Raw genomic sequence first — 22,651 nt, 5'->3', positions numbered from 1 at the left:
TACGAAAATAATAATATCTTAATAGTAAGGGTTGCTGACCTAATGGCTAATACGAAATTAATTCCATACTTAACATTTGAAAACACTAAAAATGCGCTCGAATATTATAAGCGAGTATTCGGTGCAACAGACGTTACTCGTGAATCACCAACTGAAAAGCAGGCTGAGGAAATGTCACTAAATGCTGACGTTAACCTCGATAATTTAACTTTGCAGGCAAGTTTTAAGGTGCTGGATCAGCAAATCTTTGCTGCAGACAGCTTTTTAGGCAAACCGGTTATTTCTTCTTTGATTTCTTTAATGTTGGAGGTTGACGCTCATGATTCGGATGCGGAATCTGCGTTGGAAAATCTTTACAAGCAGGTTGCTAAATCTGAAGAAGTGAAAGTCATTGTGACATTTGAAAAGAAGTCGTCCGGTAACAAATACGGTCAGGTAGTTGATAAGTACGGTGTTACTTGGATTTTTAACGCGGTTAAATAACACGGTTATAAGATTAACTGTTATTATAAAACGAGGGTGAGAAGATGAAAGACTATTTTCTTCCCCTCGTTTTATGATATAAAGAGATTGATACCTGACTGGGTGAAAGGGGCGTATAACAATGGATGATTTTGCAAAAATAAAGGGTGTATTGTTCGATTTAAATGGTATTATAACTGATTCTTGGGCATATCATAGCCAATCTTGGCGAGAAATTGCAGCCCAATTGGGCATTCAGTGGTCATCTGATTTGGAAGAAGCCATTAAGGGCCGTGACCGAATTGATTCATTGGATGCCATACTTGATTCAGCTGGGAAAAAAGATCAATTTACCCGTCAGCAAAAAGAAGCACTGGCTGATCAAAAAAACGACATTTATCAAACAATGCTGGATAAAATGAATCCAAGTGACATTTTACCGGGCATTCAATCCTTTCTGGATGAATTGACTCAAAATAATTACAAAATGATTATCGCGTCCGCTTCGGCGAATGCACCTAAAGAAATCCAAAAGTTGAAGTTGGAAAATTATTTTCCACTCATAGTTGATTTGAAGCAAATCAAACATAACAAGCCAGCTCCTGACGTTTTCGCTAAAGCGGCCGAAATGATTCATTTACCTCCTGAAGCCTGCATTGGTATCGATGACGGCATCGTTGGTGTTGAATCGATTAATGCTGCCGGGATTGTTTCAATTGGCGTTGGTGATCCTCAAATACTTCATGAAGCGGATATTAATTTTCAAAGCACTCGTGAATTAACGCTTGAAAATATTCGTCAGGCTTGGTCTAAGTGATCGTCAAGATACTGCTTTAAAACGACAGCTTGATTATGTTCACGATCTTTTGCGCCATAAAGCAGGATGACGTTATCTGTTTTGAGTTTATCGGCCAAAGATGAGATAAAGGCTTGGGTTTGCTCGTTATGATTGAGTTCATCGATGTACTTTTTCTTAAAGTCGGGGAACTTTGCAGGATCATGTGAGAACCAGGAACGCAGGTCTTTTGAAGGGGCAATCTCTTTTTCCCATTCATCCAGCTTTGCGTTAACTTTTGAAATACCACGTGGCCATAATCGGTCTACTAATACCCGGTAACCGGATAAGTCCTGCGGTTTGTCATAGATTCGTTCAAGCTTTAATTCCATATTGAAATTTCCTCCTAAATAATTTTTGAAAGCTGTGATAATTTGAGTACCAGTGATCCATTTTATGCCAGTGCCTCAACAGATAAGGTTGCTCAGGAAATGTTGGGGATGCTGCTTACATATAACTCACCCAAAGGAGTGGTTGGCGGTTGGATTGTTGAAACCGAAGCCTACATGGGCCAAAAAGATTCAGCAGCCCATGCTTTTAAAGGACGGCGAACTGCTTCTAATGAGCCACTATATGGTCCTCCAGGTACAGTTTACATCTATTCGATCCATGGGAGGTACCTTCTTGATGTTGCGGCCCAACAAAAAGATATTCCCCAAGGAGTTCTGATAAGGGCGGTTGAGCCGTTTATTGGCAAAGAAATCATGTTGGAAAATCGATCGAAAAGTGGTTTTGATTTGACGAATGGGCCCGGTAAATTAATGGAAGCTTTTGGCATCTCCGATAAAAAAATGAATTTTGAGATCTTTGGAGATGGTAATCTCGATATCAATCAAAATCGTAAAAAAATCCCCAAGGTAATCGAAACCTCGAACCGAGTCGGTGTTTCAAACCAGGGGGATTGGGCAAGCAAGCCATTAAGATACTTTGTAAAAGGAAATCCGTTTGTTTCCGGTATAAAGAAACGAGAGATGGATTTGAGTGATTTCGGGTGGAAGTAGAACGGCTACTCAAAACAGCATCTCTCCATATAAGGGATGCTAACCGTTTTGATCCACACACTGATTAGGACTGTTCCGTCAGCCACAAGTCTGCATACAAAACAATCGGCAAAAATTCCAAGACCGGGAATTTCCTGCCGCTTGCTTTGCACTCCGACTTGTACCAGGCTGACTCCACACACTAGTTAGGACTGTTCCTCAAAGCAGCCTTCTGCACATAAGGGATTCATTTGAAAAATCCAAAAGCAGGATTTCCCAAATGAACGCCTTATGCTCCGAAGACTAACCGCTTTGTTCCACACACTGATTAGGACTGTTCCGTCAGCCACAAGCCTGCATACAAAACAATCGTCAAAAATTCCAAGACCGGGAATTTCCTGCCGCTTGCTTTGTACTCCGACTTGTACCAGGCTGACTCCACACACTAGTTAGGACTGTTCCTCAAAGCAGCCTTCTGCACATAAGGGATTCATTTGAAAAATCCAAAAGCAGGATTTCCCAAATGAACGCCTTATGCTCCGAAGACTAACCGCTTTGTTCCACACACTAGTTATTTCTATGCGCAATTCTTGCCGAGACCGCGCTTGCTATCGCACCTACTATATCGTCAATAAATGTATTGGACGCGCCGCTTTTTGACTCGTCCAATTTTTTGACGACGCCGGTTTTATCTCTATCGATGTAGCCGTAATTGGTGATTCCGATTGTACCGTAAATGTTGGCAATGTTAAGGGCAATGCCTTCATCCACACCGAAGACACCGGAGTCATTCATAATGATGCTTTCGAGTGGTTCTTTAATGAGCCCCGCGGTTGCTAAACGATCTAATTCCAGGCCGACCATAGCGTTGTTTAACACTTCCCGTTTGTGCAGGACGTTGGTTGTGTCTTTTCGAACTTCTTCCATGGACAGGTTTGGGATAAATGGTTTTTGAAGGTTAATTGCAATCCTTGAGATATCATCAGGGGTAACGCCACGTTCCTTTAGCGCCTCAATGACAAAGTTATATGCTTTTGTGTCCGGGAATTTAAAACTTTTATTATTCATTAATATCAGCCTCCAAGTTATAGAAAAACCGGGACAAAATATAAAATTTTGCACCCGGCTTTTCGTCATTCAAAAAAACTAATTGTTATGGTAAATATACTTTTCATCAATATCCGGATCTTGGATTGTCAGGATTTTTGGACCATCTTTGGTAATTGCCAAAGTGTGTTCGTATTGAGCCGATGGGGTACCATCTGCAGAAACGTAGTATGTCCAATCATCTGCTTTGTCATAACGATCTTTAATTTCCCATGTACCAGTGTTAACCATTGGTTCAATGGTAATGGTCATGCCTTCCTTTAAACGAAGACCTCTGTGAGGAACACCATATGCAGGAACGTTTGGTTCTTCATGCATTTTTGGTTGAATACCATGGCCGATCAGCTCACGGACGTCGCCCATGTGATGTTCATCTTCGACGTAGGTTTGAATAGCGCCACCAATATCACCGAGACGATTGCCGATAACCGCCTGATCAATTCCCAAATACAATGCCTTTCGGGTAACGTCCATTAGATTTTTAATTTCCGGCGAAACGTCGCCAACAGCGTATGACCAGCAGGAATCACTTTCAAAGCCGTCTTTATTAACAGTTAAATCAACCTTGACGATATCACCGTCTTTAAGGATAAGGCCCTTACGTGGGATACCATGGGCTACTTCATCGTTAACAGAGACGCAGGTCGCAAATTTGTAGCCTTCAAAGCCCATTTCTGAAGGATAGGCATTGTGATCTTTGATATATTTACGAGCAAACTCTTCAATGTCCCATGTGTCCAATCCGGGCTTAATCATATTTCTTAAACCCAAATGAACACCAGCTAAGACTTTTCCGGATTCAGCCATTTTTTCAATTTCACGTGGTGATTTTAATGTAATCAAATTCGTTTTGCTCCTTAAGAATTATTTACTGAATAAATTCATACTATAGTCGATTAAACCACAATGAGTGGCATTTCTGCAACCGAAATGAGTTGATTAGAATCGTGAGGCTAATAATAGACCAAACAAAATGAGGTTGTCAACAAAACGTTCGTTTCGCCTCAACCTCGTGACTATGCTTCATCGATGATTCCCTTTTGCAGTGCTTCCAGAATCAATTTAACTTCTGTAATTTTAGAATCAACCAAGTACTGCATGGTTTCGTCTTTATCTTTTTTTGCTGAACTCATTTGATCATTTAAGAATTTTAATTGATCATGAAGATATTCTGTTAATTTCATGATGATCACCTCACAGGTTCTCTTTATTTATATTATATATCATTTATAGAAAGTGTACATGAATATGATCTCATGTCCCTATTAGAAAATTAAATGAACGATATTTAAAAATCATGTTAAATGATGAACAACTTCATCATAGCATACTTTTCTAAAAGTCACATTTGAAATAGGCTTGTGTTAGAACTATTCTTGAATAGTAAGGAGGTGGGTTCATGATGGTTGATAATATTTGGTTAAAATGGTTCTTTGTTTTATTTTACTTAGTAATGGGAATCTTATTATACACTGGTCAAAGCATGGTGGTCATGTATATGATGGTAATCGGGATGTTTTTGGAGGCCTTATACGGCTTGGTTGAATCATATATTAAGAGAAAGCAGTAGCGGCCGTGTGTCACATTTATAAGCGGATGAACCAACTGTTTTAGGACTGAATAGTTGCTTGATTTGCTTATGCGATTATTTTAAAAACTCGTCAAGCGGGTTCGAAATACTTATTAGCTGCCGGTTAGAAGTCCTGATAATGCTAATCGGATATATATTTTATTGGTCAAATTAAACAGCAGAGAAACCAAGACGGATAATGTCGGGGCTTCTCTGCTGCTTTTGGGTTATGTTGAAAATAATATCATTTTTTTAAAGAAAGTCTACCAAATTTTTACGCGATCTTCCGGCTTGAGATACATGCCGTCTCCCGATTTTACTTCGAATGTTGAGTAAAAGTCATCCAGGTTTTTGACTTGAACATTTGCCCGTAATTCGGCTGGAGCGTGAACATCGATGTTTAGTAACAACTGTTTATATTGGGTTGTGGCCTTCATTCGCCATACCTTTGCCCAATTAATAAAGAAGTCATAAAGATTATAATCTTGTTCGTTCTTTGCGGCTTCGTTGGCACAACTGAGCCCACCTGCATCGGCAATGTTTTCCGAAACAGTTAATTTACCATTGACCTTACCTCCGGCAAAAGGAATGCCATCAAATTCCTTAATCATTTTATCAGCCAGTTTAGTGAAGTACTCATGATCTTCCTTGGTCCACCAGTTGTTCAGGTTCCCCATCTCATCGAATAAGGAGCCGTTATTGTCAAAGGCGTGTGAAATTTCGTGGGCCATAACGGCACCGATACCGCCATAGTTTTGACTTGAAGTCTGGTCCAAGCTATAGAATGGTGCTTGCAGAATAGCCGCAGGAAAGACAATCAGGTTTTTGAATGGGTCATAGTAAGCGTTAACCGTGCTGGCACTCATTTCCCATTTGGTTCGGTCAACGGGTTGACCAAGTTTGGCATAATTATCAGCCAAAGCAACCTGACCAATCCGGGTCATGTTATTGAACAGATTGCCACCTTCATTTTCCGGTGTGATTTTGTATTTATATTCGAGTTGGTCAATATGATCCGGATATCCAACATGAAGGCCAAGCTTGTTTAATTTAACAATGGCTTTCTTTCTGGTGTCTTCGCCCAACCAAGTATTATTTTGAAGGCGGTTTTTATAAACACTGATCATGTTGCGCACCATGTGTTCGACATCAGCTTTTGCTTTTGGTCCAAAATATTTCTTTGCGTAGTAGTCGCCGATTGTTTGGCCAAAAGTACCGGTTGCCAGATAGAAAGCCGACTTCTTTTGAGGCGTTGCTTCTTTTTTACCGGAAAGTGCCCGACTAAATGTGGATCCTGTTTGTCGAAATTCCTCTGAAAGGTAGCCTGTTGCAGAATAGATCGTGCCAACCAACATCCAATTCTTCATGTCTTGAAAGCTGTCTTCATTAACAATCTCATCGAGTGCTTCAAAATATTTAGGTTCAGTGACAATAATTTGCTCGGGTGTTTTTCCAAACAGCCCGTCTGCCAATTTGGTCAGATCAAAATGACTGCTTGATTTAGCAAACTCTGAGAACTTTTGCGGATTATACATCTTGCTATAGTCGGCAGATTCTTCCGCGGACTTAACATGGGGAGCAATAGCAGCATCAAACTTCTTAGCCGACTCCACAATCTCGTCCGCCTCATTACTACTATAGTCAGCCAATACGAGTAATTGACTCAGTGTTTTAGTCAAAACAGGCATGAGTTGATTGTAGGCAGGGTTATTGTTTTCGTAATAAGTTCTGTCCGGTAGAAATAGGCTGGGACTGTTTGCAAACAGCGCGTTGACCTGCGTGTTTTTCATGTCCGGTTCAACAAAAAAACCAAACGGAAGTGGGAATCCGGTTTTAACCCAGTCCGCAAGCTGACCGTTTAAATCAGCAAAATTTGAAATATTTTCGATTTTTTCCAAATAAGGTTTTAACGGATCAGCACCGTCTGCGTCCCGTTTTTTAAAGTTTTGGGCCAATTCGTATAATTTTAACATTTCTGAGAAAGGTGCTTCAAAGCTGTCTTTATTTTTGGCCTTGAGATCATCCAAATCATGCATCAATTCTTTATCGATGTTATCGTTTAAATCCATAAAACCACCCGTCGAAGAATGGTCGGCAGGAATCTTGGCTGTCTTTTCCCATCTGCCGTTAACGGCCTGATAGAGGTCATCTTTTAATAATGACTTGTCGATAGAATCATTAGTAGGCTGATTAGCGTCTCCGCCCTCAGCCTCGGTTGCTTTAACAATTAATTTTTTCAAACTGATTCCTCCCTGTCTAATGTTCATTGAAATAAGTATATGTCATTAGAATAGGTTTTCAAAGCGATTGTTAGGGAAAAATTAATTCGTGAAGAATTAATAGTGTATTAACAATTTTGTGTAGGCCGGGCTACTAATCAGTCAGCTAATGCTTGATGGCGGTTGATATTGACAAGCTAAATATGTTGTTTTAAGTTTTAACGAAGGGAGGACACAACAGTGTTAGTAAAAAAGCCGAATATAAAACAATTTTCAAAATGGTTTCAGTTCCTGATGCGATACGCTGGCATAGTTACTACAATTGCCCTTATCTGTTGGCCATTAGAGTGGCTTCTTAAAAATCCATACGTATATATTGTTGATTTTATTTGCGGAATTTATATGTTGATTTTCCTGATCACCTTTTTTATTGAGGTGATCATGCGTTTAGCTAAAAGTTCAAGTATTTAGGCAACATTTGTACGGATATCTTTTCGTTGTGCTATCTTTAAATCGATAGTAAGAGGAGGGATTAGGTTTTGGACAATAAGAAAATGTTTGATCGTGAAAAATCATTTCGCTATAACGGTGGCAGTAATTTTAAATTAAGCAAGAAGCCAACCGCTGCAATCGACGAAAATTTGAGTAAAACGGATATTAAGGCTCGAATTGACAGCAATATCCTGACGCTGCAGGATCTGCAGGGGAAACTTTACGCGCAAAACCGGTTTGGTATTTTAATTATTTTTCAAGGAATGGATGGTTCTGGTAAGGATAGTATGATTCGCCATATTTTAAGCGGGGTTAATCCGCAGGGATGTGAAGTCACCAGCTTTAAGGTGCCGACTTCGATTGAGTTGAACCATGACTATTTGTGGCGGGTTCATCGTCATATGCCGTCACGTGGCATTATTGGTATCTTTAACCGTTCTTATTATGAAGATGTTTTGGTCAGCAAAGTTCACCCACAATTGATTTTGAATGCTCATATTGGCGGTGTGACAAAATTAAAGCAGGTTGATGATGATTTCTTTGAGGGTCGATACCAGGATATTAATTTCTTGGAAGACTATATGACCCGCAATGGCTTCATGGTCTTAAAATTCTTCCTTCATATGTCAAAAGACGAACAAAAAAATCGTTTTAGAAGACGCATTGAGATGCCGGATCACAACTGGAAATTCTCAGCTGCCGACATTAAGGAACGCCAATATTGGGATGACTATGTAGACGCGTACGAAACCGCTTTGAAGAAGACGGCTACAAAGCAGAATCCATGGTATGTTATCCCGTCTGATGATAAATGGTATTCGCGTTTATGTGTTTCGGACATTATTGATCACAGAATGAAAGAATTACCACTGAAGTACCCGGATTTGGATGCGGCAAGTAAGGAACAGTTGGAAAGCGCGTTGGATGAGTTGGAAAAGAATTAGAGAGTGCGGAGCCAACCCGGGATAAGTCGGAGTGTAAAGGGGCTTGCATTGAATTCCTGAATTTGGAATTCGATGCAAGCCCCTTTACATGCAGACTTATGGTTGGCGGAGCACGTTTCGGCTTGGTGACAGTCTTGACCAAGTATGCTGTTCTTTAGCATAGTTGATATATGGCCGGAGCCATTTTTCGGGCCACGTTTCAGTTCACTAACGGAACGAGAAAAAGAGGCTGAAAAGCCTCTTCTATATTGTTTACTAGTCTATTATCAATTCAGTAATTACAACATTTTGCCGTTTTTCATATCATCATGATGATGATAAATCCCTTTTAAAAACCCGTAAAGCATGCCACCGGTTGCCAAGATAACCGTTAATAAAGCCAACCACCAGTTAACGGTGTACATGCCTGTGATTTTGTCAATGAGCATTGTGATAAACATGGCAAGGAAGAATAAAGCTCCCCAGAAGACAGGTTCCTTGTAAAAATTATGGTTGAATTTCATGATGTTCATCCCCCTTAAAGGCTGAATGCCATTACCCCGGTCCACCTTTATTATAACTCATTGTTAATGTTTTACGGGTAAAAACGCTTACTTTTATCCAAACGTTAAAAACTTCAGAAAAAGCATACTGGTAACGTTTTTATTGACTTTTTCACTTGCAATTGACCATAACCTGATTACAATGAAAATTAGTAGATGAGAAGAGAGATTCATTTACATATCGAAGGTCACGGTTCTTTGATTGTAAGAGAAAGAGAAAAGAAAGGGAGTCTTTTTATGGCTAAGGAAACCGAAGAGCAATGGAAGAAATCATTGACGTCAAAGGAAGCCTTTCAAGACTTTATCAAGGATTATTTTTCAAGTCACAAAGAAATGAAGGGTCACTATGATGACTCGTACTATTTTGAGGATTACGACATTCATTTGGACAGCCGGGATGGGTTGGTTGTGACCCTAACAACCGGATCATATAGTGGCCAAGGGATGCCGATTAAGGATACCGAACACGTTACCATTGAGGACTTTCGGCAATTATTGCTTAACAAACGGTTTGCAAGCAAAGGCGTTTCACTTGCCAATGCATTCCACATGGCAGCTGATTTGATCGCCTAATTTTGAAACTGGATTATCTTTTATAAAATAATTTTTTCATAAAAGTCGTCACGTTAACGTGGGGGCTTTTTTTACATCTCTGCAAGTAGCTATTTATGAACGAACGTTCGCTAAAAAGTGATATAATGAAACGTGAATCATTAGTTTTGTCGTATTGGAGGTGTCACTGTGAAACAGCAATCATTATTTGCAGCGAACGATCTTGCTACCCAACCACTTGCCTACCGGGTCCGACCACAGACTCTAGCAGACTTTGCCGGCCAGCAACACTTGCTTGGGAAAGGGAAGGTCCTTCGAGAAATCATTGAGAGTGATCAATTGCCGTCAATGATTTTTTGGGGGCCACCCGGTTCCGGGAAAACAACATTGGCGGAAATCATTGCCAAAAAAACTAAAGCAAAGTTTGTCACGTTTAGCGCGGTCACCAGTGGCATTCGCGATATTCGAAAGTTAATGAAAGACGCTGAAGCCAATCGGGACATGGGTGGTAAAACAATCGTCTTCGTTGACGAAATTCACCGGTTTAATAAGGCCCAGCAGGATGCTTTTTTACCGTTTGTTGAAAAAGGCAGTATTACGTTAATCGGGGCGACAACCGAAAATCCGTCATTTGAAATCAATGCCGCTTTATTGTCACGCTGTAAGGTGTTTGTCCTTCAACCGCTTCAAGTAACTGACATTATCCAACTTATTAAGCATGCGTTGGTTCATCCGGATGGTTTTGCCAAGCAGCATGTAGAAATCGATGGGGAAGCGATCAGACAAATTGCCGAGTTTGCCAACGGAGATGCCCGAATTGCTTTGAACACATTGGAAATGGCCGTGAATAATAGCGAGAAGTCCGGTGACCGTATTAGGGTTTCTACCGATAATCTTCATCAGCTGATGGCAACTAAATCGTTTCTGTATGACAAAAGTGGTGAGGAACACTACAATTTGATTTCTGCACTCCACAAGTCAATGCGAAATAGTGATGCTGATGCCGCTGTTTACTGGTTATCGCGAATGATGAACGGTGGCGAGGATCCTTTATACATTGCCAGACGTTTGGTTAGATTTGCCAGTGAAGATATCGGTTTAGCGGATACAAATGCATTAAACGTTGCCGTTAATGTCTTTCAGGCCTGTCAGTTTATCGGGATGCCGGAATGCGATGTTCATTTAACAGAAGCTGTGATTTATTTGTCATTGGCACCGAAATCAAATGCGGTTTATAAGGCAAAATTGAAGGCCGCCGAAGATGTGAAGCATTCTGTCAATGAACCAGTTCCATTGCAATTGAGAAACGCACCGACATCACTAATGTCCGATCTCGGCTATGGTAAGGGATATCAGTATGCCCATGAGTCTAAAGCCAAATTAACAACGATGCAGACAATGCCGGACTCACTGGTAGGCCATATCTACTATGAACCGACAGAACAGGGCAATGAAGGCCGATTTAAGCGCCGATTAGCTCAAATCAAGGATTGGGAAGCCAATCACAGAAAGTGATGAATCAAGACGTTTATGATGCCGACTTGGCCTGTTTCGTTTATAATGAAACTCGAAAAAGAAAGGGGCTATTGAATCATGGAACTGTCACAAACTGATTTTGATATTTTAAACGCCATTAAATCCGGAAGAGTTGAATCCGGTACACTGATTAGTCACTTTGTTGATTATTGCGATAACGCAATCGGTGGTAATCCGCGTCCGCTTATTGATGCAGGTCTCATTAAAAGTGATGGTGGCTCTGTTAATGGGTTAACAGATGCCGGGTTAAAAGCTTGGCAGGATTTTAAAGACAAAAAAGCAAATGTTTAGTAGGCAGAGAATGTTATAAATCTGCTTTTTGAAAATAACCATTAAAAATAATATTTTGAAGAGATTGGGGCCAAAGTCATTTTGCTCTGATCTTTTTTGACTACTGCCACTATTTAGCTGAAAACAGCTTGCTTGGTAGTTGTTTCCTGTATACTGACAATAATGGCTAAAGATAAATTGATTTGGAGAAAACGATATGATTTTATTCTTGGTAGTTTTAATTGCATTATTTGGCGCCTTGGTGCGCACTGTATTTGGATTTGGTGAAGCTTTAGTGACGATGCCGTTATTGGCCCTGATTTCCTTTGATTTAAATACATCGGTTGCTTTGATCGGTGCCTTAGGGTTGATTGTTGCATTACCTGGGGCAATTCGATATCGCGTACATATAAATGTTGCAATTGTTCGAAGATTGGTTATTGGATCAATATTAGGTGTTCCGGTTGGTATTTTTCTCATTAAATACGTTGATAAAACCATTATTATGCGGATCCTAAGCGTTTTCTTGATGGTTTACGGCAGTTATTGCTTGATTCGAATTTATCGGCAAAAGACAAATAAGCCGAGGTTTCAGTCATTGTTCTTTGATTATGTAGCCGGGGTGATTTCCGGTGTCATGGGCAGTGCTTATAACAGTCATGGTGTCCCGATTGTTGTGTACGGGACTTTAAAAAAGTGGCCGGTTATGGAACTTCGTGGCATTCTTCAAGCCCATTTTTTGTGCGTTGGTATTTTAGTAGTTGCCAGTCAAGCAATTGCCGGGTTTTGGAGCATGGAAGTATTTGAATTACTGGCAATCGTTACACCACTTCTGTTTTTGGTGATTCCATTCGGTAATTGGTTGACTGACCACATTGACAATGCGTTAATGATCAAATATGTATATGGTCTATTGATCGTATTTGGAATGATGTTGTTTATTAAGTCCTAGTGACAAAAGAGTGGGACATTAAAAGGGACTGGACAAAATATGGCTTGTCCAGTCCCTCACTTTTTGAATGAGTCTATTAGCTAAATTTGTCGATTTAAATCAACCTGCCTTGGCGCGGAAAGCTTCTTTCTCGTCGAGGTCTTCATAGTAACTGTTCAATGCATCGATCCTTAATTTGTCTTCAATTGCCAAATCAAATTCAGCATCCGTATCAAATGGATCTTTATCCGCACGCTTCTTAAGTTTAACAAAGCGTCTACGGGCATCTTCCGGATAATTAGGTGCGAACAATACTTTCTTGCCTCTTACTTTCAGTACAAAAGGATGAAGGGTCACCATACTTTGTTGAGTCATAAAAATGCCTCCGTTTCAAGAATTGGTTGAAGAAACAATGTCCTCTGAAGTCAGTCAAGCGCTTCAGGGAACATTATTGTATTTCAAAATCTGAAAGAGTGCAAGCCCATTTTCAAATTTGATGAAACTTTTTTCAAACCGGATAAAAATTGATGATAGTTGCTTTCAAAATTTGATTTCCGGAGTTTTGGTAGATGTGTTTACCGGTTGGGTCAAAGCGGGTTGCGTCATTTTCGTTTAGGATTAACTGATCACCGCCAACGACCAGTGTCAATTGGCCGGATAGAACCATAATATATTCTTCCGAACGGCCTTCCCGACTGACCTTGGAGTGGCCTACCGAGGTATAACTGGCATCTTTATCCAATTCCATTTGAAAAAGCTCAAAATTATGATGGGGAGAATCGGGATAATAACAATAAATACGATAGTGACCATCTGCAGATTTTTGTTCATTGATTGCAGACTTTTTGATAATTTTGGTCGTTTCAACACGTCCTTCTAACAATGCGGTGTAAGGAACGTTTAATCCGGCACAAATCTTCCAGATTGTGTTGATGGTGGGACTGGTCCCGTTATTCTCGATTTGTGAGAGCATCCCTTTACTAACACCGGAGAGTTCTGATAATTTAGTTAAACTGAATCCCTTTTCAAGTCGGATTTTTCTTAGATTTGTGCTGACAATTGCGCCGATATCCATGGTAAAAAAGCCCCCAGCCAGTGTTGACATAAGATGAAAAATGAATTAAAATTCCATTAATGTTTAATATATTATACTTTCGTCTTTTATTTTAAACAATAGCTGGGATAGAAGTCAACTAATCCGGTCTTCTCGTTCAACAATAATTAAGGAATGGGGGAAATGTTGCGTGAATAATGAGTTAACGGTTTCAAGTGCGGCCAAAGAAACGCTGCCGACTGTATTTGGATACATAGGAATTGGCTTGGCATATGGCATTGTGGGGAAAGCCTCGGGAATCAGTCCGCTGATGATCACGTTAATGTCTTTGATTACATATGGTGGTGCGTCGCAATTTATCATCGTCAGTATGCTTGTCACACATAGTCCAATGTTGTCGATTATTTTATCGGCATTTTTGGTTAATTCAAGAATGATTTTGATGAGTACAACCTTGGCACCTTATTTTCAAAAGGAAAGCCTGTTAAAGAACATCATTTTAGGTGGGCTGGTCACCGATGAAAGCTTTGCCCTGGGAATGAATAAACTGAACTATACTAACAGAAAACTGAATTTTGCCTGGTTCAATACGGTCAACTGGTTTGCTTATTTGGCGTGGGCAGCTGCGTCTCTGGTAGGCGCTTTGTTGGGAAACTTTATCAGTAACCCTGAAAAATTCGGCTTGGATTTTGCCCTGGTTTCGATGTTTATAGGACTTCTTTACTTGCAGCTGATTAGTGATAAATCGATCAAATTCAAATTACAGCTGCTAGTGGTCGGTTTTGTTTTAGTCGCAACTTTTATCGGCATTATTTTTATTCCGGCAAATCTGTTAACGCTGGTTGTAACATTATTAGCTTGTGCGTTTGGGGTGGTGATGAAGCATGCCTTCTTCTAGTTTTGTTTTTTTGACAATTTTAGGATCCGGAATAGCAACCTGGCTATCCAGAATTATGCCGTTTGTTATTTTAAAAAAATTCAAGTTATCCGCGGGTGTTGTTGAATTTTTGAGCTTTGTTCCAATTGCGATCATGTCAGCTTTGTGGTTTGAAAATTTATTTATACAACATTTGGGACAGCTGCCATCGCTGAATATCCCTAATTTACTAGCTTCTTTACCGACGGTTTTGAGTGCCGTTATTTCAAAAAATTTGCTGGTCACCGTGGTAGTCGGCGTTATTTCACTGGGATTTTTAAGAATCTTTTTGGGGATGTAAGTAGAAACGGTATTAACCAAACGTTATTTAACGAGCTATTTTATCGATTGTATTAAAAGTGTCATTGCTTAAAAGACGTAAAAAATGCGTGGATAGCCTGGTTTCGGTTTATCATCTGAAAGCTGACAGGCCATTGACGCATTTTGACTGTTATAATATCTTTATTGGAAATTAAATTGATTTGGAGGGATTCTATGATTACATTAAATGCTATGTCCCAAAAAGATTACGATACTTATTTGTCGACAGCAGTAACCGACTATGCCGGAGAAAAAATTAAGGCGGGGACTTGGACCGAACAACTGGCCTTTCAGCGGGCAAGTGAAGAATATCAGCGTTTACTGCCCAATGGTATAGCAACACCGGACAATTATTTTTATAGGATCGACCATAACGAAACCAAAGTTGGTGTTATTTGGATTGCTAAAAGTACGGATAACCCGGAAACAGCGTTTATTTACGATCTTCAAATATTGAAGCAGTATCAGGATCAGGGATTTGGCAAACAGGCTTTAAAATTGGCCGGTAATGAGGCTTTAAAAATCGGGTTTAAGAATATGGCGTTGCATGTGTTTGGCAGTAATAAGCGGGCAATTCATGTTTATCGGGAAAGTGGATTTGAAGTAACCGATATTAACATGGAGAAGAAGTTATCAAAAGAATAACGTCACTATTGAAAAAAATCCACCGACAAAGTAGCTGTCGGTGAATTTTTTCATAAGGGAATAATTATCTGTTGCCCTTCCACCAAAGCAGAACCAGGAAGTGGGCTTAGAGGAAGGGTGAGGTTCTGTATTTCTACAATTGTTCAGGGAAAGCCGGATTATAATGCCGGATCAATCAAAATCTTAACTTGTGATTTATCAGTTGCCAAGGCTTTAATTCCTTGATCCAATGCATCATCCAAGCTGACTTTCTTTGTAACGATCTTCTTGAACAAATCTTTATGATTGTCAATAATTCCTAAAACATTAGGGAATGAATTGTTGTAGCAAAGCGTCGTAATGATATCGAGGCCTTGCATAATTAAATCATCTGTCATATTCATTGTAAGTGGTTTCCCATAAAGTGCAACTACTTGTAAGGTACCGGTTCGTTTTGTGACCTTCAATGCAGTATCAAAGGTGGCTTGAACACCGGCACACTCAAATGTAATATCAACACCGTTTGGAAAATCTTTTTTGATTTCTTTTTCGACATCAACCTGAGTAGGGTCAAGTGCATGTTTCAGTCCGAGCTCCTTTGCTTTTTCCAAACGGACCTTGGAAACATCAACGATATAAACTTTGTTTGCACCGGCAATTTTAGCTAAAAGTGCCTGGAGTAATCCAATTGGACCTGCTCCCATAACAGCGACACTTTGACCTTCTCGCAAGTGGCTCTTCTTGACGGCTTCGTAAACAACGGCTGTTGGTTCAGCCAAAGCGCCCAATTCAAAACTCATGTCTTCTGGTAATTTGTGAGCAAAGACACCTTGAACGTTTGCGTATTGTGCCATTCCACCATCTTCTGAAAATCCTAAGAAGTTACCGGCGCCATCGGTTGAAACAGCTCGGTTACAGAAATTATAGTTTCCTGCACGACAGTTTTCACATTTTCCACAGGCAAGCAATGGCTCTACAGCAACATGGTCACCAACTTGTAGTCCGTCGACATCTTTTCCGACCTTTACGACCTCACCGGAAAATTCATGTCCAAGTGTAATTGGTACTGTTTTGCCGGTCAATGGGTACGGCACAGTTGGCAAGCCCCAACCCTCAAGGTATGCATGTAAGTCGCTACCACAAATACCACAATACTTAACCTTTAATTGTACCTGATCATCTTTTGGTTCCGGTATGTCAACATCTTCCACACGAATATCTTTTTCACCATAAATACGTACTGCTTTCATGATATGAGCCTCCTAAGTGAAAATGTTATTTTCTCTGTACAGATACATTTTACATCTTTGAGAAAGCGCTAACAATAAAATGCTTGTATTTGTAATATTAAATTCACAAAGTGATCCTTATCACCTGTTATTGTTGCCATCACACTAATGAAAAGGGTATCATATTAATAAAGAAACTAATCGATTTGACCGGAGGCGTTTATTATCGTTGAAACAATTACCTGTGCCCAAACAGCTGCAATTCACGAAAGCTATATTTTCCCTGGGGACATGAACAACAATCAAATTCAATTTGGTGGGCGAACATTGGAGATCCTTGATGCCAATGCCGGCCTGTCGGGTGTAAAATTTTTGCCGAGTCATTTATCATTTGTGACGGCAGGTTATGACCATACGCAATTTCTGGCACCTTTAACTCCTGGCGATATTAGTAAGTGCACATCATACGTAACCGGTGCCGATAAAAAAGCAGTTGAGGTATTTAGCAAGTTTGAAGCATATAATAAACAAACGAAAGAAACCAAGCTGGCGTTTATGTCATTTTGTACGCTGATTGTGACCAACCCACTTGAAGACGTTCAGTTTCCCAAGTTAATACCGGAAACTGCCGAAGAGGTTTATTTGGTAAAAAACTATCAGGAGCGATTAAAGAAGCGGCGACAGGAACTTCAAGAGAATAAAGAAATTGTGAAACATCTTAATATTGAGTGAGTTCGATACCTGATCGAAAGAATTCAATTTAACCGCACAATTAGTGCAATAACAAACAGAAAAGAGGTGGACAAAAGCAATTGTCCACCTCTTTTTAGACGATATAAAAAAGATTTTTTAATTGAATGATGACTTTAGTAGGCTGTCCAACCGCCATCAACGGGTAACACAGCACCATTGATATAGGCTGCCTTGTCGGAAACTAGGAAAAGTGCTGTGTCAGCAATTTCTTCAGGACTACCGGGCTTGGGTGAGGTTTGCATCCCGGTCATTTGGCGTTTTATACCGAACTCATTTATATTTCCCATTGTCTGGGCAATATTGGTTTGAATGCCACCCGGTGCAATAGCATTAACCCGAATACCCTCGTTTGCATACATATAGGCTGTATTCTTGGTAAGACCAACAACAGCATGTTTGGATGCCGTATATGCCGCACCGGCACGAGCGCCGTTTGTCCCACCGACGGACGCAATGTTTAAAATAACACCAGTGTGCTTTGGAAGAAATTCCCTGATTGCTTCCCGCATACCATACATCACACTATCTGTGTTGACAGCCATAACCTTGTGCCATTCGTCATCTTCCAAGTCGCCAATTGCAGCCATGTTGTCCATAATACCGGCGTTATTGACCAAGATGTCTACGTGGTCATAATGATCTTTGGCAAATGCAAACATTGACGAAATATCTTGGCGATCTGCAACGTTGACTTTGATTGCGGCTGCTTCATAGCCATCTGACTGAATATCCTTGATGACTTTATTAGCGTTATCAATATTCAAATCGGCAGCGACTACTTTTGCACCCTCTTTAGCAAACAGCTTGGCCATCGCGGCCCCCATTCCTGATCCGGCACCAGTGATAATCGCAACTTTATTCATTAATAATTGAGTATCCATCATCATTTTCCTCCTTAGATTGGTGAGTGAAATCACATTCATTATAAATAACTTTGTGAGCGTTTCCAATAATTTGGATTTCTACGAACTTAATAGAGGTTGCTGCAATAATTAAATGGTAAACTTTAGTTGTAAAATGAAAATTGGAGGTGGCTGTTTATGTATGAAACAATTTTAGTTCCTGTTGACGGTAGTGATAATTCTAAACGGGCTGTGAGCGAAGCAGCTAAATTGGCAAATAAATTCGGATCAACGTTACAAATCGTTTCCGTAGCAAGTGATCAACGCTATGTTCAATATGGGGTAACATTGGGGCAAGATGTCATGCAATCATTTCAGGAACGGGCTGAAGAAATTCTGGATGATGCCAGAGACGAAGCGGAAAAGCTTGGCGCAAAAGTTGAAACCCATTTCGTTGTGGGGGTTCCTAAGATTCAAATTTCTAAAGCCTTACCTGCAAAATACGGGGCTTCTTTGATTGTAATGGGTAAATCAGGTGTGAACGGCATTTCACGAGCAATTCTGGGGTCAACAACTGCTTACGTTGTCCGTCATTCAACAGTTAATGTGATGGTTATTGATTATCCAAGAGACTAATATTGTATTGAAATAATTTTACTGTCGGGACAAAGTCAGGCCTTGTCCCGGCTTTTTGAGTTTATAAAAGTGTTCATAAATGCGTCCGTTGAATGCTTATGATGAGCTATAATTTTAGAATGACTCTTGTATTTTTCTTAATATTCCGTCACGGTTTCCCACAACAAAATGACTAATGTTACAATAGCCCTAAAATTTCTAGCGAAAAGATGTGGACCATGGCTTTTAAATTAAAGAGCAGGATGACTTGGATACAAGTTTTAATCGTTGTTATTTTTTGTCTAGTGGCCGTTTTTCTGACTGCTCATGACGACAGTTTGTATTCTGAACCGATTTTTCAGGTCACCAAGGTGACAAATGGTAAGGTAACAAAGATGTCCGATGAGTTTCATAATGTTGATTACTATCATCAGCAACTATTATCGGGACATATTACGAATGGAAAGTATGCCGGTAAGCATTTAAAAATCCAAAATGCTTATTCGAATTCCGGAGCAATGGACCATCAATATCGAACCAACCAGAAACTGTTTATTGTTTTACATACAAGCCCGAAGCTCCACGCAACCGTTAAAGATTTAAAGCGTGACACACCGATTATCTTTTTGCTGGCATTAGCGGTGAGCCTATTGTTTATTATTTTAAAATTTAGAGGTGTTACCGTCATTTCCAGTATTGTGATCAATACGATATTGTTTTGGCTTGCTGTCAAGATAGATCATCATAACAATGGTGCAGCAGTGATTCCAATCTTTAGTATTTTGGCCGTTATCTTCTGTATAATCACGTTATTTCTGGTGATGGGTTGGAATCGAAAAATGTTGGTTACTTTATCTGCGGTCATTTCCGCGACAGCAATTACGATTCTACTGACATTACTTGTCTTTGGCGTCACACATGAGAAGGGGATGTACTATGAATCGATGCAGTACGTTACCCAACTTCCCAAACCATTATTTTTGGCGGAAGTCTTGATCGGTGTATTGGGAGCGGTGATGGATGAGGCAACGGATATTGTTGCTTCATTAGCGACACTCAAACAGGAACGTCCAGAACTCAGTAAACTACAAGTGTTTAATTCCGGTCGGCAGATTGGTAAATCAATTATGGGGCCATTGATTAACGTCTTATTCTTCATTTTTATGGCTGAGACGCTGCCGATGACATTGCTGTATCTTAAAAACGGGAATACTTGGAAATACTCATTCTCAATGAATATGTCATTAGGAATGACTTCCAGCTTAATTAGTGGAATCGGCATTGTCCTAACCGTTATTTTATCCAGTTTGTTTGCCGGACTACTGATCAAAGGGGATGAACGCTGATGGGGTCGTTAACAGCACTTGGAGCTCTTTTATTGATTCTAATGATCATCGTTGGCGGTAAGCAGGGAATTTCATCTTTTCTTAGCATGGTCATTAATTTTGGCATTCTCTTCTTTAGCATTGTACTCATTGCCTTTCACCTACCACCGATTGCGGTCACTATTGTGGCGAGTGTTATTTTGCTGTCGATCACAATTTTTTGGAGTAGTGCAAGTGATAACGCATCAACTACCGCTTTTCAAGCTTCTGTCATGATTCTAATTATTTTGATTGTCATTATTATACCGATTGAATATTGGGCGAGAGTTGGCGGTTTTGGTCTTGAGGATAGCGAGGAACTTGAGGGCTTATCAATGTATGTCGGAATCAGCTTTACAAAATTGGCCATTTCAACCGCTATCCTGAGTTCTTTGGGGGCAATTGCAGAAGCGTCAATTGCGATTGCATCCGGTCTTGATGAAATTACGATACAGCATCCTAAGATTTCAAGCAGTCAATTATTCTTAGATGGTATCGTGATCGGCAAGCAAATTATTGGAACGGCGGTAAATACATTATTCTTTGGTTTCTTTGGCAGCTCAATGGGGCTGTTTATCTGGTTCTATGGATTGAATTATTCGTTTGGAGATATTATAAATGACAAGGTTTTTGCAGCTGAACTCATCGCAATTATCATTTCATTAATTGGCGTTGTACTCACAATTCCGGGGACGACGTTAATGATGAGCCACCGTCTAAAGAAAATACAGGATAAAGAAAAAAGTGAATCGGGTAAATAAATTAAAAGCGTTCAAACGGATAATGATTGCCGTTTGAACGCTTTTTGATGTGAATCGGTATTTATGAAATGAACGTCTTACAGTCCGGGTGCTATCCGCTTTGATCCGCACACTAGGACTGCTTCTCAAAGCAGTGTTCTGCATGTAAGAGATTTATTTCAAAAATCCAAAATCGGGATTCCCGAAATAAACGTCTTACATTCCGAACGCTAATCGCTTTGCTCCGCACACTTATTTAGGACTGCTGCGCTAACCATAAACCTGCATGTAAGCTAACAGCCATCAAATTCCAAAAGCGGGAATTCACTGCCCGTCAGCTTACACTCCGGTTTATCCCAGGTTAGCTCCGCACACTTATTTAGGACTGCTCCTCAAAGCAGCACCACTCCATATAAGAGATCGATTTGAAAAATCCAACCCCATGATTTCCCAAATCGACGTCTTATATTCCGGGTGCTAACCACTTTGATCCGCACACTTATTTTCTAATCTGGCCATTTCCTCGGATAACGTATTTAGTGGTCGTGAGTTCATTTAATCCCATTGGGCCACGTGCATGGAGTTTTTGAGTGCTGATGCCAATTTCTGCACCGAAGCCGAATTGGAAGCCGTCGGTAAATCGAGTTGACGCATTAACATAAACACAAGCTGAATCGATTTGGTTTAAAAATGTTTGGCTGTTTTGGTAATTATCTGTGATGATAACCTCTGAATGTCCGGTGGAGTACTGGTTGATATGATCGATTGCTTCCTGCTCATTATCAACAATTTTAATGGCCATAATCAGGTCGTTGTATTCGGTTGACCAGTCGGTTTCAGTTGCGGGCTTGATTGACCCGACAATCTCCTGACTTCTCCGATCACCACGCAGTTCAACACCGTGTTTTTCCAGCGCTTTTGCAATGGCAGGCAGTAACTTTTTGGCAACGTCTTGATGAATTAATAATTTTTCGGCGGCATTGCAGACAGAAGGCCGTTGCACTTTAGCGTTCACAACAATATCAACCGCCATTTGTTCTTCCGCAAATTGATCCACATAAATATGGCAATTACCGGCACCGGTTTCGATCACCGGTACTGTCGAATTCTTTAGAACGGTCTGAATTAAACCGGCGCCACCACGAGGAATTAAAACATCCACATAGTCATTCAGGTGCATGAGATCATCAGCTGTTTTGTGACTTGTATCGTGAAGAATCTGGATAATATTCTCATCCAACCCGTTTTGTTTCAAGACTTCACGCATCACTTCTGCCAGTGCCAAATTGCTGTTGAGCGCCTCTTTGCCTCCACGCAGGATAACGGCATTGCCACTTTTGAATGTCAGAGCAGATGCGTCGACTGTGACATTGGGGCGGGCCTCAAAAATCATCGCAATCACACCTATTGGGACACGTTTTTGTTCAATTAATAAGCCGGCTTCGTTGGTCCAGCCACGGTCAATATTTCCGATGGGATCCGATAGGGCGGCAACTTGGCGTAGGCCTTCTGCCATATCCTTAATACGCTGGTCGGTTAATTTTAATCGATCAGTAAATTTTGTTGGCATTTCAGTAGCGTTTGCCAAATCTTTTTGATTAGCGGTGAGAATTTCAGGAATGTGAGCAACAATACTTTCTGCAAATTGACCTAAAATTTGATTTTTAGTGATCGTATCAAGCTGTCCCATTTTGACAGCCGCCTTCTTTGCTTGTTGACCGATTTGAATTAAAGTGTCATTCATGATTAAGCC

27 protein-coding genes are annotated in these 22,651 nt (G+C 40.3%); 16 read left to right on the top strand and 11 right to left on the bottom strand.

Translation table 11 applies throughout. The features are described from left to right. Positions 1–42 precede the first annotated feature (42 nt). Both GQR93_RS12370 and pgmB read left to right on the top strand, forming a co-directional pair. Entirely contained in the window at positions 43–483 is a 441-nt protein-coding gene (locus GQR93_RS12370; protein ID WP_187117480.1) for a VOC family protein, read from the top strand. 121 nt (positions 484–604) lie between these two features. Further along, entirely contained in the window at positions 605–1,279 is a 675-nt protein-coding gene (pgmB, locus tag GQR93_RS12365) for a beta-phosphoglucomutase (RefSeq protein ID WP_004466303.1), read from the top strand. Here pgmB and GQR93_RS12360 read toward each other — a convergent pair. Further along, entirely contained in the window at positions 1,261–1,629 is a 369-nt protein-coding gene (locus GQR93_RS12360) for a DUF488 domain-containing protein (RefSeq protein ID WP_004466306.1), read from the bottom strand. The two genes, pgmB and GQR93_RS12360, sit on opposite strands and share 19 nt — an antisense overlap. Before the next feature lie 42 nt (positions 1,630–1,671). On the opposite strand from GQR93_RS12360, the gene GQR93_RS12355 reads away from it, so the two are divergent. Beyond that, positions 1,672–2,298: a DNA-3-methyladenine glycosylase gene (locus GQR93_RS12355; RefSeq protein WP_004466307.1), complete on the top strand. Its 627-nt coding sequence runs from the start codon at positions 1,672–1,674 to the stop codon at positions 2,296–2,298. Between the two features lie 546 nt (positions 2,299–2,844). Here GQR93_RS12355 and GQR93_RS12350 read toward each other — a convergent pair. The 3 genes from GQR93_RS12350 to GQR93_RS15320 form a co-directional block, all read right to left on the bottom strand. Further along, positions 2,845–3,345 (bottom strand): phosphatidylglycerophosphatase A family protein, encoded by a 501-nt coding sequence (locus GQR93_RS12350; RefSeq protein ID WP_004466309.1) that lies wholly within the window; start codon positions 3,343–3,345, stop codon positions 2,845–2,847. 78 nt (positions 3,346–3,423) lie between these two features. Then, on the bottom strand, positions 3,424–4,227 hold the full coding sequence (gene map, locus GQR93_RS12345) for a type I methionyl aminopeptidase (RefSeq protein ID WP_003558922.1): 804 nt from the start codon (positions 4,225–4,227) through the stop codon (positions 3,424–3,426). 173 nt (positions 4,228–4,400) lie between these two features. Beyond that, positions 4,401–4,568 (bottom strand): hypothetical protein, encoded by a 168-nt coding sequence (locus GQR93_RS15320; RefSeq protein ID WP_003558924.1) that lies wholly within the window; start codon positions 4,566–4,568, stop codon positions 4,401–4,403. Between the two features lie 215 nt (positions 4,569–4,783). Between GQR93_RS15320 and GQR93_RS15315 the strand changes: the two genes are divergently transcribed. Next, complete coding sequence (locus tag GQR93_RS15315; protein WP_004466315.1) at positions 4,784–4,954, top strand: hypothetical protein; 171 nt, start codon at positions 4,784–4,786, stop codon at positions 4,952–4,954. Between the two features lie 263 nt (positions 4,955–5,217). On the opposite strand, the gene GQR93_RS12340 is transcribed toward GQR93_RS15315, so the two are convergent. Further along, positions 5,218–7,221, bottom strand: a complete 2,004-nt coding sequence (locus tag GQR93_RS12340; RefSeq protein ID WP_004466321.1) for a M13 family metallopeptidase — start codon at positions 7,219–7,221, stop codon at positions 5,218–5,220. Positions 7,222–7,727: 506 nt separating this feature from the next. Between GQR93_RS12340 and GQR93_RS12335 the strand changes: the two genes are divergently transcribed. Next, complete coding sequence (locus tag GQR93_RS12335) at positions 7,728–8,609, top strand: polyphosphate kinase 2 family protein (RefSeq protein ID WP_004466325.1); 882 nt, start codon at positions 7,728–7,730, stop codon at positions 8,607–8,609. 278 nt (positions 8,610–8,887) lie between these two features. Here GQR93_RS12335 and GQR93_RS12330 read toward each other — a convergent pair whose 3' ends face one another. Further along, positions 8,888–9,112 carry a hypothetical protein gene (locus GQR93_RS12330; RefSeq protein WP_223800322.1) on the bottom strand — a complete coding sequence of 75 codons (225 nt, stop codon included), beginning with the start codon at positions 9,110–9,112 and terminating at the stop codon, positions 8,888–8,890. Between the two features lie 276 nt (positions 9,113–9,388). Between GQR93_RS12330 and GQR93_RS12325 the strand changes: the two genes are divergently transcribed. From GQR93_RS12325 to GQR93_RS12310, 4 genes are all read left to right on the top strand, one after another. Next, the gene (locus GQR93_RS12325) at positions 9,389–9,724 is read left to right on the top strand and encodes a hypothetical protein (RefSeq protein WP_035444652.1); all 336 of its coding nucleotides are present in this window, start codon (positions 9,389–9,391) and stop codon (positions 9,722–9,724) included. 168 nt (positions 9,725–9,892) lie between these two features. Continuing rightward, positions 9,893–11,218, top strand: coding sequence for a replication-associated recombination protein A (locus tag GQR93_RS12320; RefSeq protein ID WP_004466333.1), 1,326 nt, complete (start codon positions 9,893–9,895; stop codon positions 11,216–11,218). A gap of 78 nt (positions 11,219–11,296) precedes the next feature. Beyond that, the gene (locus tag GQR93_RS12315; protein ID WP_004466334.1) at positions 11,297–11,530 is read left to right on the top strand and encodes a hypothetical protein; all 234 of its coding nucleotides are present in this window, start codon (positions 11,297–11,299) and stop codon (positions 11,528–11,530) included. 196 nt (positions 11,531–11,726) lie between these two features. Beyond that, positions 11,727–12,461, top strand: coding sequence for a sulfite exporter TauE/SafE family protein (locus GQR93_RS12310; RefSeq protein WP_004466337.1), 735 nt, complete (start codon positions 11,727–11,729; stop codon positions 12,459–12,461). Between the two features lie 99 nt (positions 12,462–12,560). On the opposite strand, the gene GQR93_RS12305 is transcribed toward GQR93_RS12310, so the two are convergent. Next, the gene (locus GQR93_RS12305) at positions 12,561–12,815 is read right to left on the bottom strand and encodes a hypothetical protein (RefSeq protein ID WP_004466338.1); all 255 of its coding nucleotides are present in this window, start codon (positions 12,813–12,815) and stop codon (positions 12,561–12,563) included. Between the two features lie 133 nt (positions 12,816–12,948). Beyond that, entirely contained in the window at positions 12,949–13,515 is a 567-nt protein-coding gene (locus tag GQR93_RS12300; protein ID WP_187117481.1) for a helix-turn-helix domain-containing protein, read from the bottom strand. 169 nt (positions 13,516–13,684) lie between these two features. On the opposite strand from GQR93_RS12300, the gene GQR93_RS12295 reads away from it, so the two are divergent. The 3 genes from GQR93_RS12295 (at position 13,685) to GQR93_RS12285 (ending at position 15,376) form a co-directional block, all read left to right on the top strand. Continuing rightward, a complete protein-coding gene (locus GQR93_RS12295) occupies positions 13,685–14,392 on the top strand; it encodes an AzlC family ABC transporter permease (protein WP_004466342.1) in 708 nt (235 codons plus the stop codon). After that, positions 14,379–14,711 carry an AzlD domain-containing protein gene (locus tag GQR93_RS12290; protein ID WP_003558951.1) on the top strand — a complete coding sequence of 111 codons (333 nt, stop codon included), beginning with the start codon at positions 14,379–14,381 and terminating at the stop codon, positions 14,709–14,711. The genes GQR93_RS12295 and GQR93_RS12290 overlap by 14 nt, the downstream gene beginning before the upstream one ends. Before the next feature lie 194 nt (positions 14,712–14,905). Beyond that, positions 14,906–15,376 (top strand): GNAT family N-acetyltransferase, encoded by a 471-nt coding sequence (locus GQR93_RS12285; RefSeq protein WP_004466345.1) that lies wholly within the window; start codon positions 14,906–14,908, stop codon positions 15,374–15,376. Positions 15,377–15,534: 158 nt separating this feature from the next. On the opposite strand, the gene GQR93_RS12280 is transcribed toward GQR93_RS12285, so the two are convergent. Next, positions 15,535–16,605 carry a 2,3-butanediol dehydrogenase gene (locus tag GQR93_RS12280; protein WP_004466347.1) on the bottom strand — a complete coding sequence of 357 codons (1,071 nt, stop codon included), beginning with the start codon at positions 16,603–16,605 and terminating at the stop codon, positions 15,535–15,537. A gap of 270 nt (positions 16,606–16,875) precedes the next feature. On the opposite strand from GQR93_RS12280, the gene GQR93_RS12275 reads away from it, so the two are divergent. Further along, entirely contained in the window at positions 16,876–17,316 is a 441-nt protein-coding gene (locus GQR93_RS12275) for a hypothetical protein (RefSeq protein ID WP_004466348.1), read from the top strand. 134 nt (positions 17,317–17,450) lie between these two features. On the opposite strand, the gene GQR93_RS12270 is transcribed toward GQR93_RS12275, so the two are convergent. Beyond that, entirely contained in the window at positions 17,451–18,260 is an 810-nt protein-coding gene (locus GQR93_RS12270) for a glucose 1-dehydrogenase (protein WP_004466350.1), read from the bottom strand. Between the two features lie 117 nt (positions 18,261–18,377). On the opposite strand from GQR93_RS12270, the gene GQR93_RS12265 reads away from it, so the two are divergent. The 3 genes from GQR93_RS12265 (at position 18,378) to GQR93_RS12255 (ending at position 20,919) form a co-directional block, all read left to right on the top strand. Next, positions 18,378–18,815 carry a universal stress protein gene (locus GQR93_RS12265; protein WP_003558961.1) on the top strand — a complete coding sequence of 146 codons (438 nt, stop codon included), beginning with the start codon at positions 18,378–18,380 and terminating at the stop codon, positions 18,813–18,815. 209 nt (positions 18,816–19,024) lie between these two features. Further along, positions 19,025–20,140, top strand: coding sequence for a YibE/F family protein (locus GQR93_RS12260; RefSeq protein WP_003558963.1), 1,116 nt, complete (start codon positions 19,025–19,027; stop codon positions 20,138–20,140). Further along, positions 20,140–20,919 carry a YibE/F family protein gene (locus GQR93_RS12255; RefSeq protein ID WP_004466351.1) on the top strand — a complete coding sequence of 260 codons (780 nt, stop codon included), beginning with the start codon at positions 20,140–20,142 and terminating at the stop codon, positions 20,917–20,919. Before GQR93_RS12260 ends, GQR93_RS12255 begins: the two co-directional genes overlap by 1 nt. 478 nt (positions 20,920–21,397) lie before the next feature. Here the strand turns inward: GQR93_RS12255 and GQR93_RS12250 are convergent, their stop codons facing one another. Beyond that, positions 21,398–22,642: a glutamate-5-semialdehyde dehydrogenase gene (locus GQR93_RS12250; RefSeq protein ID WP_004466355.1), complete on the bottom strand. Its 1,245-nt coding sequence runs from the start codon at positions 22,640–22,642 to the stop codon at positions 21,398–21,400. Positions 22,643–22,651: the final 9 nt, after the last annotated feature.

It is taken from the genome of Lentilactobacillus hilgardii (assembly GCF_009832765.1).
Taxonomy (GTDB): domain Bacteria; phylum Bacillota; class Bacilli; order Lactobacillales; family Lactobacillaceae; genus Lentilactobacillus; species Lentilactobacillus hilgardii.
Note: the sequence above shows the minus strand (reverse complement) of the source record. Positions and strands in the feature narration are given on the sequence as shown.

What these genes read in the sequence shown, in the direction of transcription:
- GQR93_RS12370 (WP_187117480.1), top strand. Translation starts at nt 43, where the DNA reads ATGGCTAATACGAAATTAATTCCATACTTAACATTTGAAAACACTAAA.
- pgmB (WP_004466303.1), top strand. Translation starts at nt 605, where the DNA reads ATGGATGATTTTGCAAAAATAAAGGGTGTATTGTTCGATTTAAATGGT.
- GQR93_RS12360 (WP_004466306.1), bottom strand. Translation starts at nt 1,629, where the DNA reads ATGGAATTAAAGCTTGAACGAATCTATGACAAACCGCAGGACTTATCC.
- GQR93_RS12350 (WP_004466309.1), bottom strand. Translation starts at nt 3,345, where the DNA reads ATGAATAATAAAAGTTTTAAATTCCCGGACACAAAAGCATATAACTTT.
- GQR93_RS15320 (WP_003558924.1), bottom strand. Translation starts at nt 4,568, where the DNA reads ATGAAATTAACAGAATATCTTCATGATCAATTAAAATTCTTAAATGAT.
- GQR93_RS15315 (WP_004466315.1), top strand. Translation starts at nt 4,784, where the DNA reads ATGATGGTTGATAATATTTGGTTAAAATGGTTCTTTGTTTTATTTTAC.
- GQR93_RS12340 (WP_004466321.1), bottom strand. Translation starts at nt 7,221, where the DNA reads ATGAACATTAGACAGGGAGGAATCAGTTTGAAAAAATTAATTGTTAAA.
- GQR93_RS12335 (WP_004466325.1), top strand. Translation starts at nt 7,728, where the DNA reads ATGTTTGATCGTGAAAAATCATTTCGCTATAACGGTGGCAGTAATTTT.
- GQR93_RS12330 (WP_223800322.1), bottom strand. Translation starts at nt 9,112, where the DNA reads ATGAAATTCAACCATAATTTTTACAAGGAACCTGTCTTCTGGGGAGCT.
- GQR93_RS12325 (WP_035444652.1), top strand. Translation starts at nt 9,389, where the DNA reads ATGGCTAAGGAAACCGAAGAGCAATGGAAGAAATCATTGACGTCAAAG.
- GQR93_RS12315 (WP_004466334.1), top strand. Translation starts at nt 11,297, where the DNA reads ATGGAACTGTCACAAACTGATTTTGATATTTTAAACGCCATTAAATCC.
- GQR93_RS12310 (WP_004466337.1), top strand. Translation starts at nt 11,727, where the DNA reads ATGATTTTATTCTTGGTAGTTTTAATTGCATTATTTGGCGCCTTGGTG.
- GQR93_RS12305 (WP_004466338.1), bottom strand. Translation starts at nt 12,815, where the DNA reads ATGACTCAACAAAGTATGGTGACCCTTCATCCTTTTGTACTGAAAGTA.
- GQR93_RS12300 (WP_187117481.1), bottom strand. Translation starts at nt 13,515, where the DNA reads ATGGATATCGGCGCAATTGTCAGCACAAATCTAAGAAAAATCCGACTT.
- GQR93_RS12290 (WP_003558951.1), top strand. Translation starts at nt 14,379, where the DNA reads ATGCCTTCTTCTAGTTTTGTTTTTTTGACAATTTTAGGATCCGGAATA.
- GQR93_RS12285 (WP_004466345.1), top strand. Translation starts at nt 14,906, where the DNA reads ATGATTACATTAAATGCTATGTCCCAAAAAGATTACGATACTTATTTG.
- GQR93_RS12280 (WP_004466347.1), bottom strand. Translation starts at nt 16,605, where the DNA reads ATGAAAGCAGTACGTATTTATGGTGAAAAAGATATTCGTGTGGAAGAT.
- GQR93_RS12275 (WP_004466348.1), top strand. Translation starts at nt 16,876, where the DNA reads ATGAACAACAATCAAATTCAATTTGGTGGGCGAACATTGGAGATCCTT.
- GQR93_RS12270 (WP_004466350.1), bottom strand. Translation starts at nt 18,260, where the DNA reads ATGAATGTGATTTCACTCACCAATCTAAGGAGGAAAATGATGATGGAT.
- GQR93_RS12265 (WP_003558961.1), top strand. Translation starts at nt 18,378, where the DNA reads ATGTATGAAACAATTTTAGTTCCTGTTGACGGTAGTGATAATTCTAAA.
- GQR93_RS12260 (WP_003558963.1), top strand. Translation starts at nt 19,025, where the DNA reads ATGTGGACCATGGCTTTTAAATTAAAGAGCAGGATGACTTGGATACAA.
- GQR93_RS12255 (WP_004466351.1), top strand. Translation starts at nt 20,140, where the DNA reads ATGGGGTCGTTAACAGCACTTGGAGCTCTTTTATTGATTCTAATGATC.
- GQR93_RS12250 (WP_004466355.1), bottom strand. Translation starts at nt 22,642, where the DNA reads ATGAATGACACTTTAATTCAAATCGGTCAACAAGCAAAGAAGGCGGCT.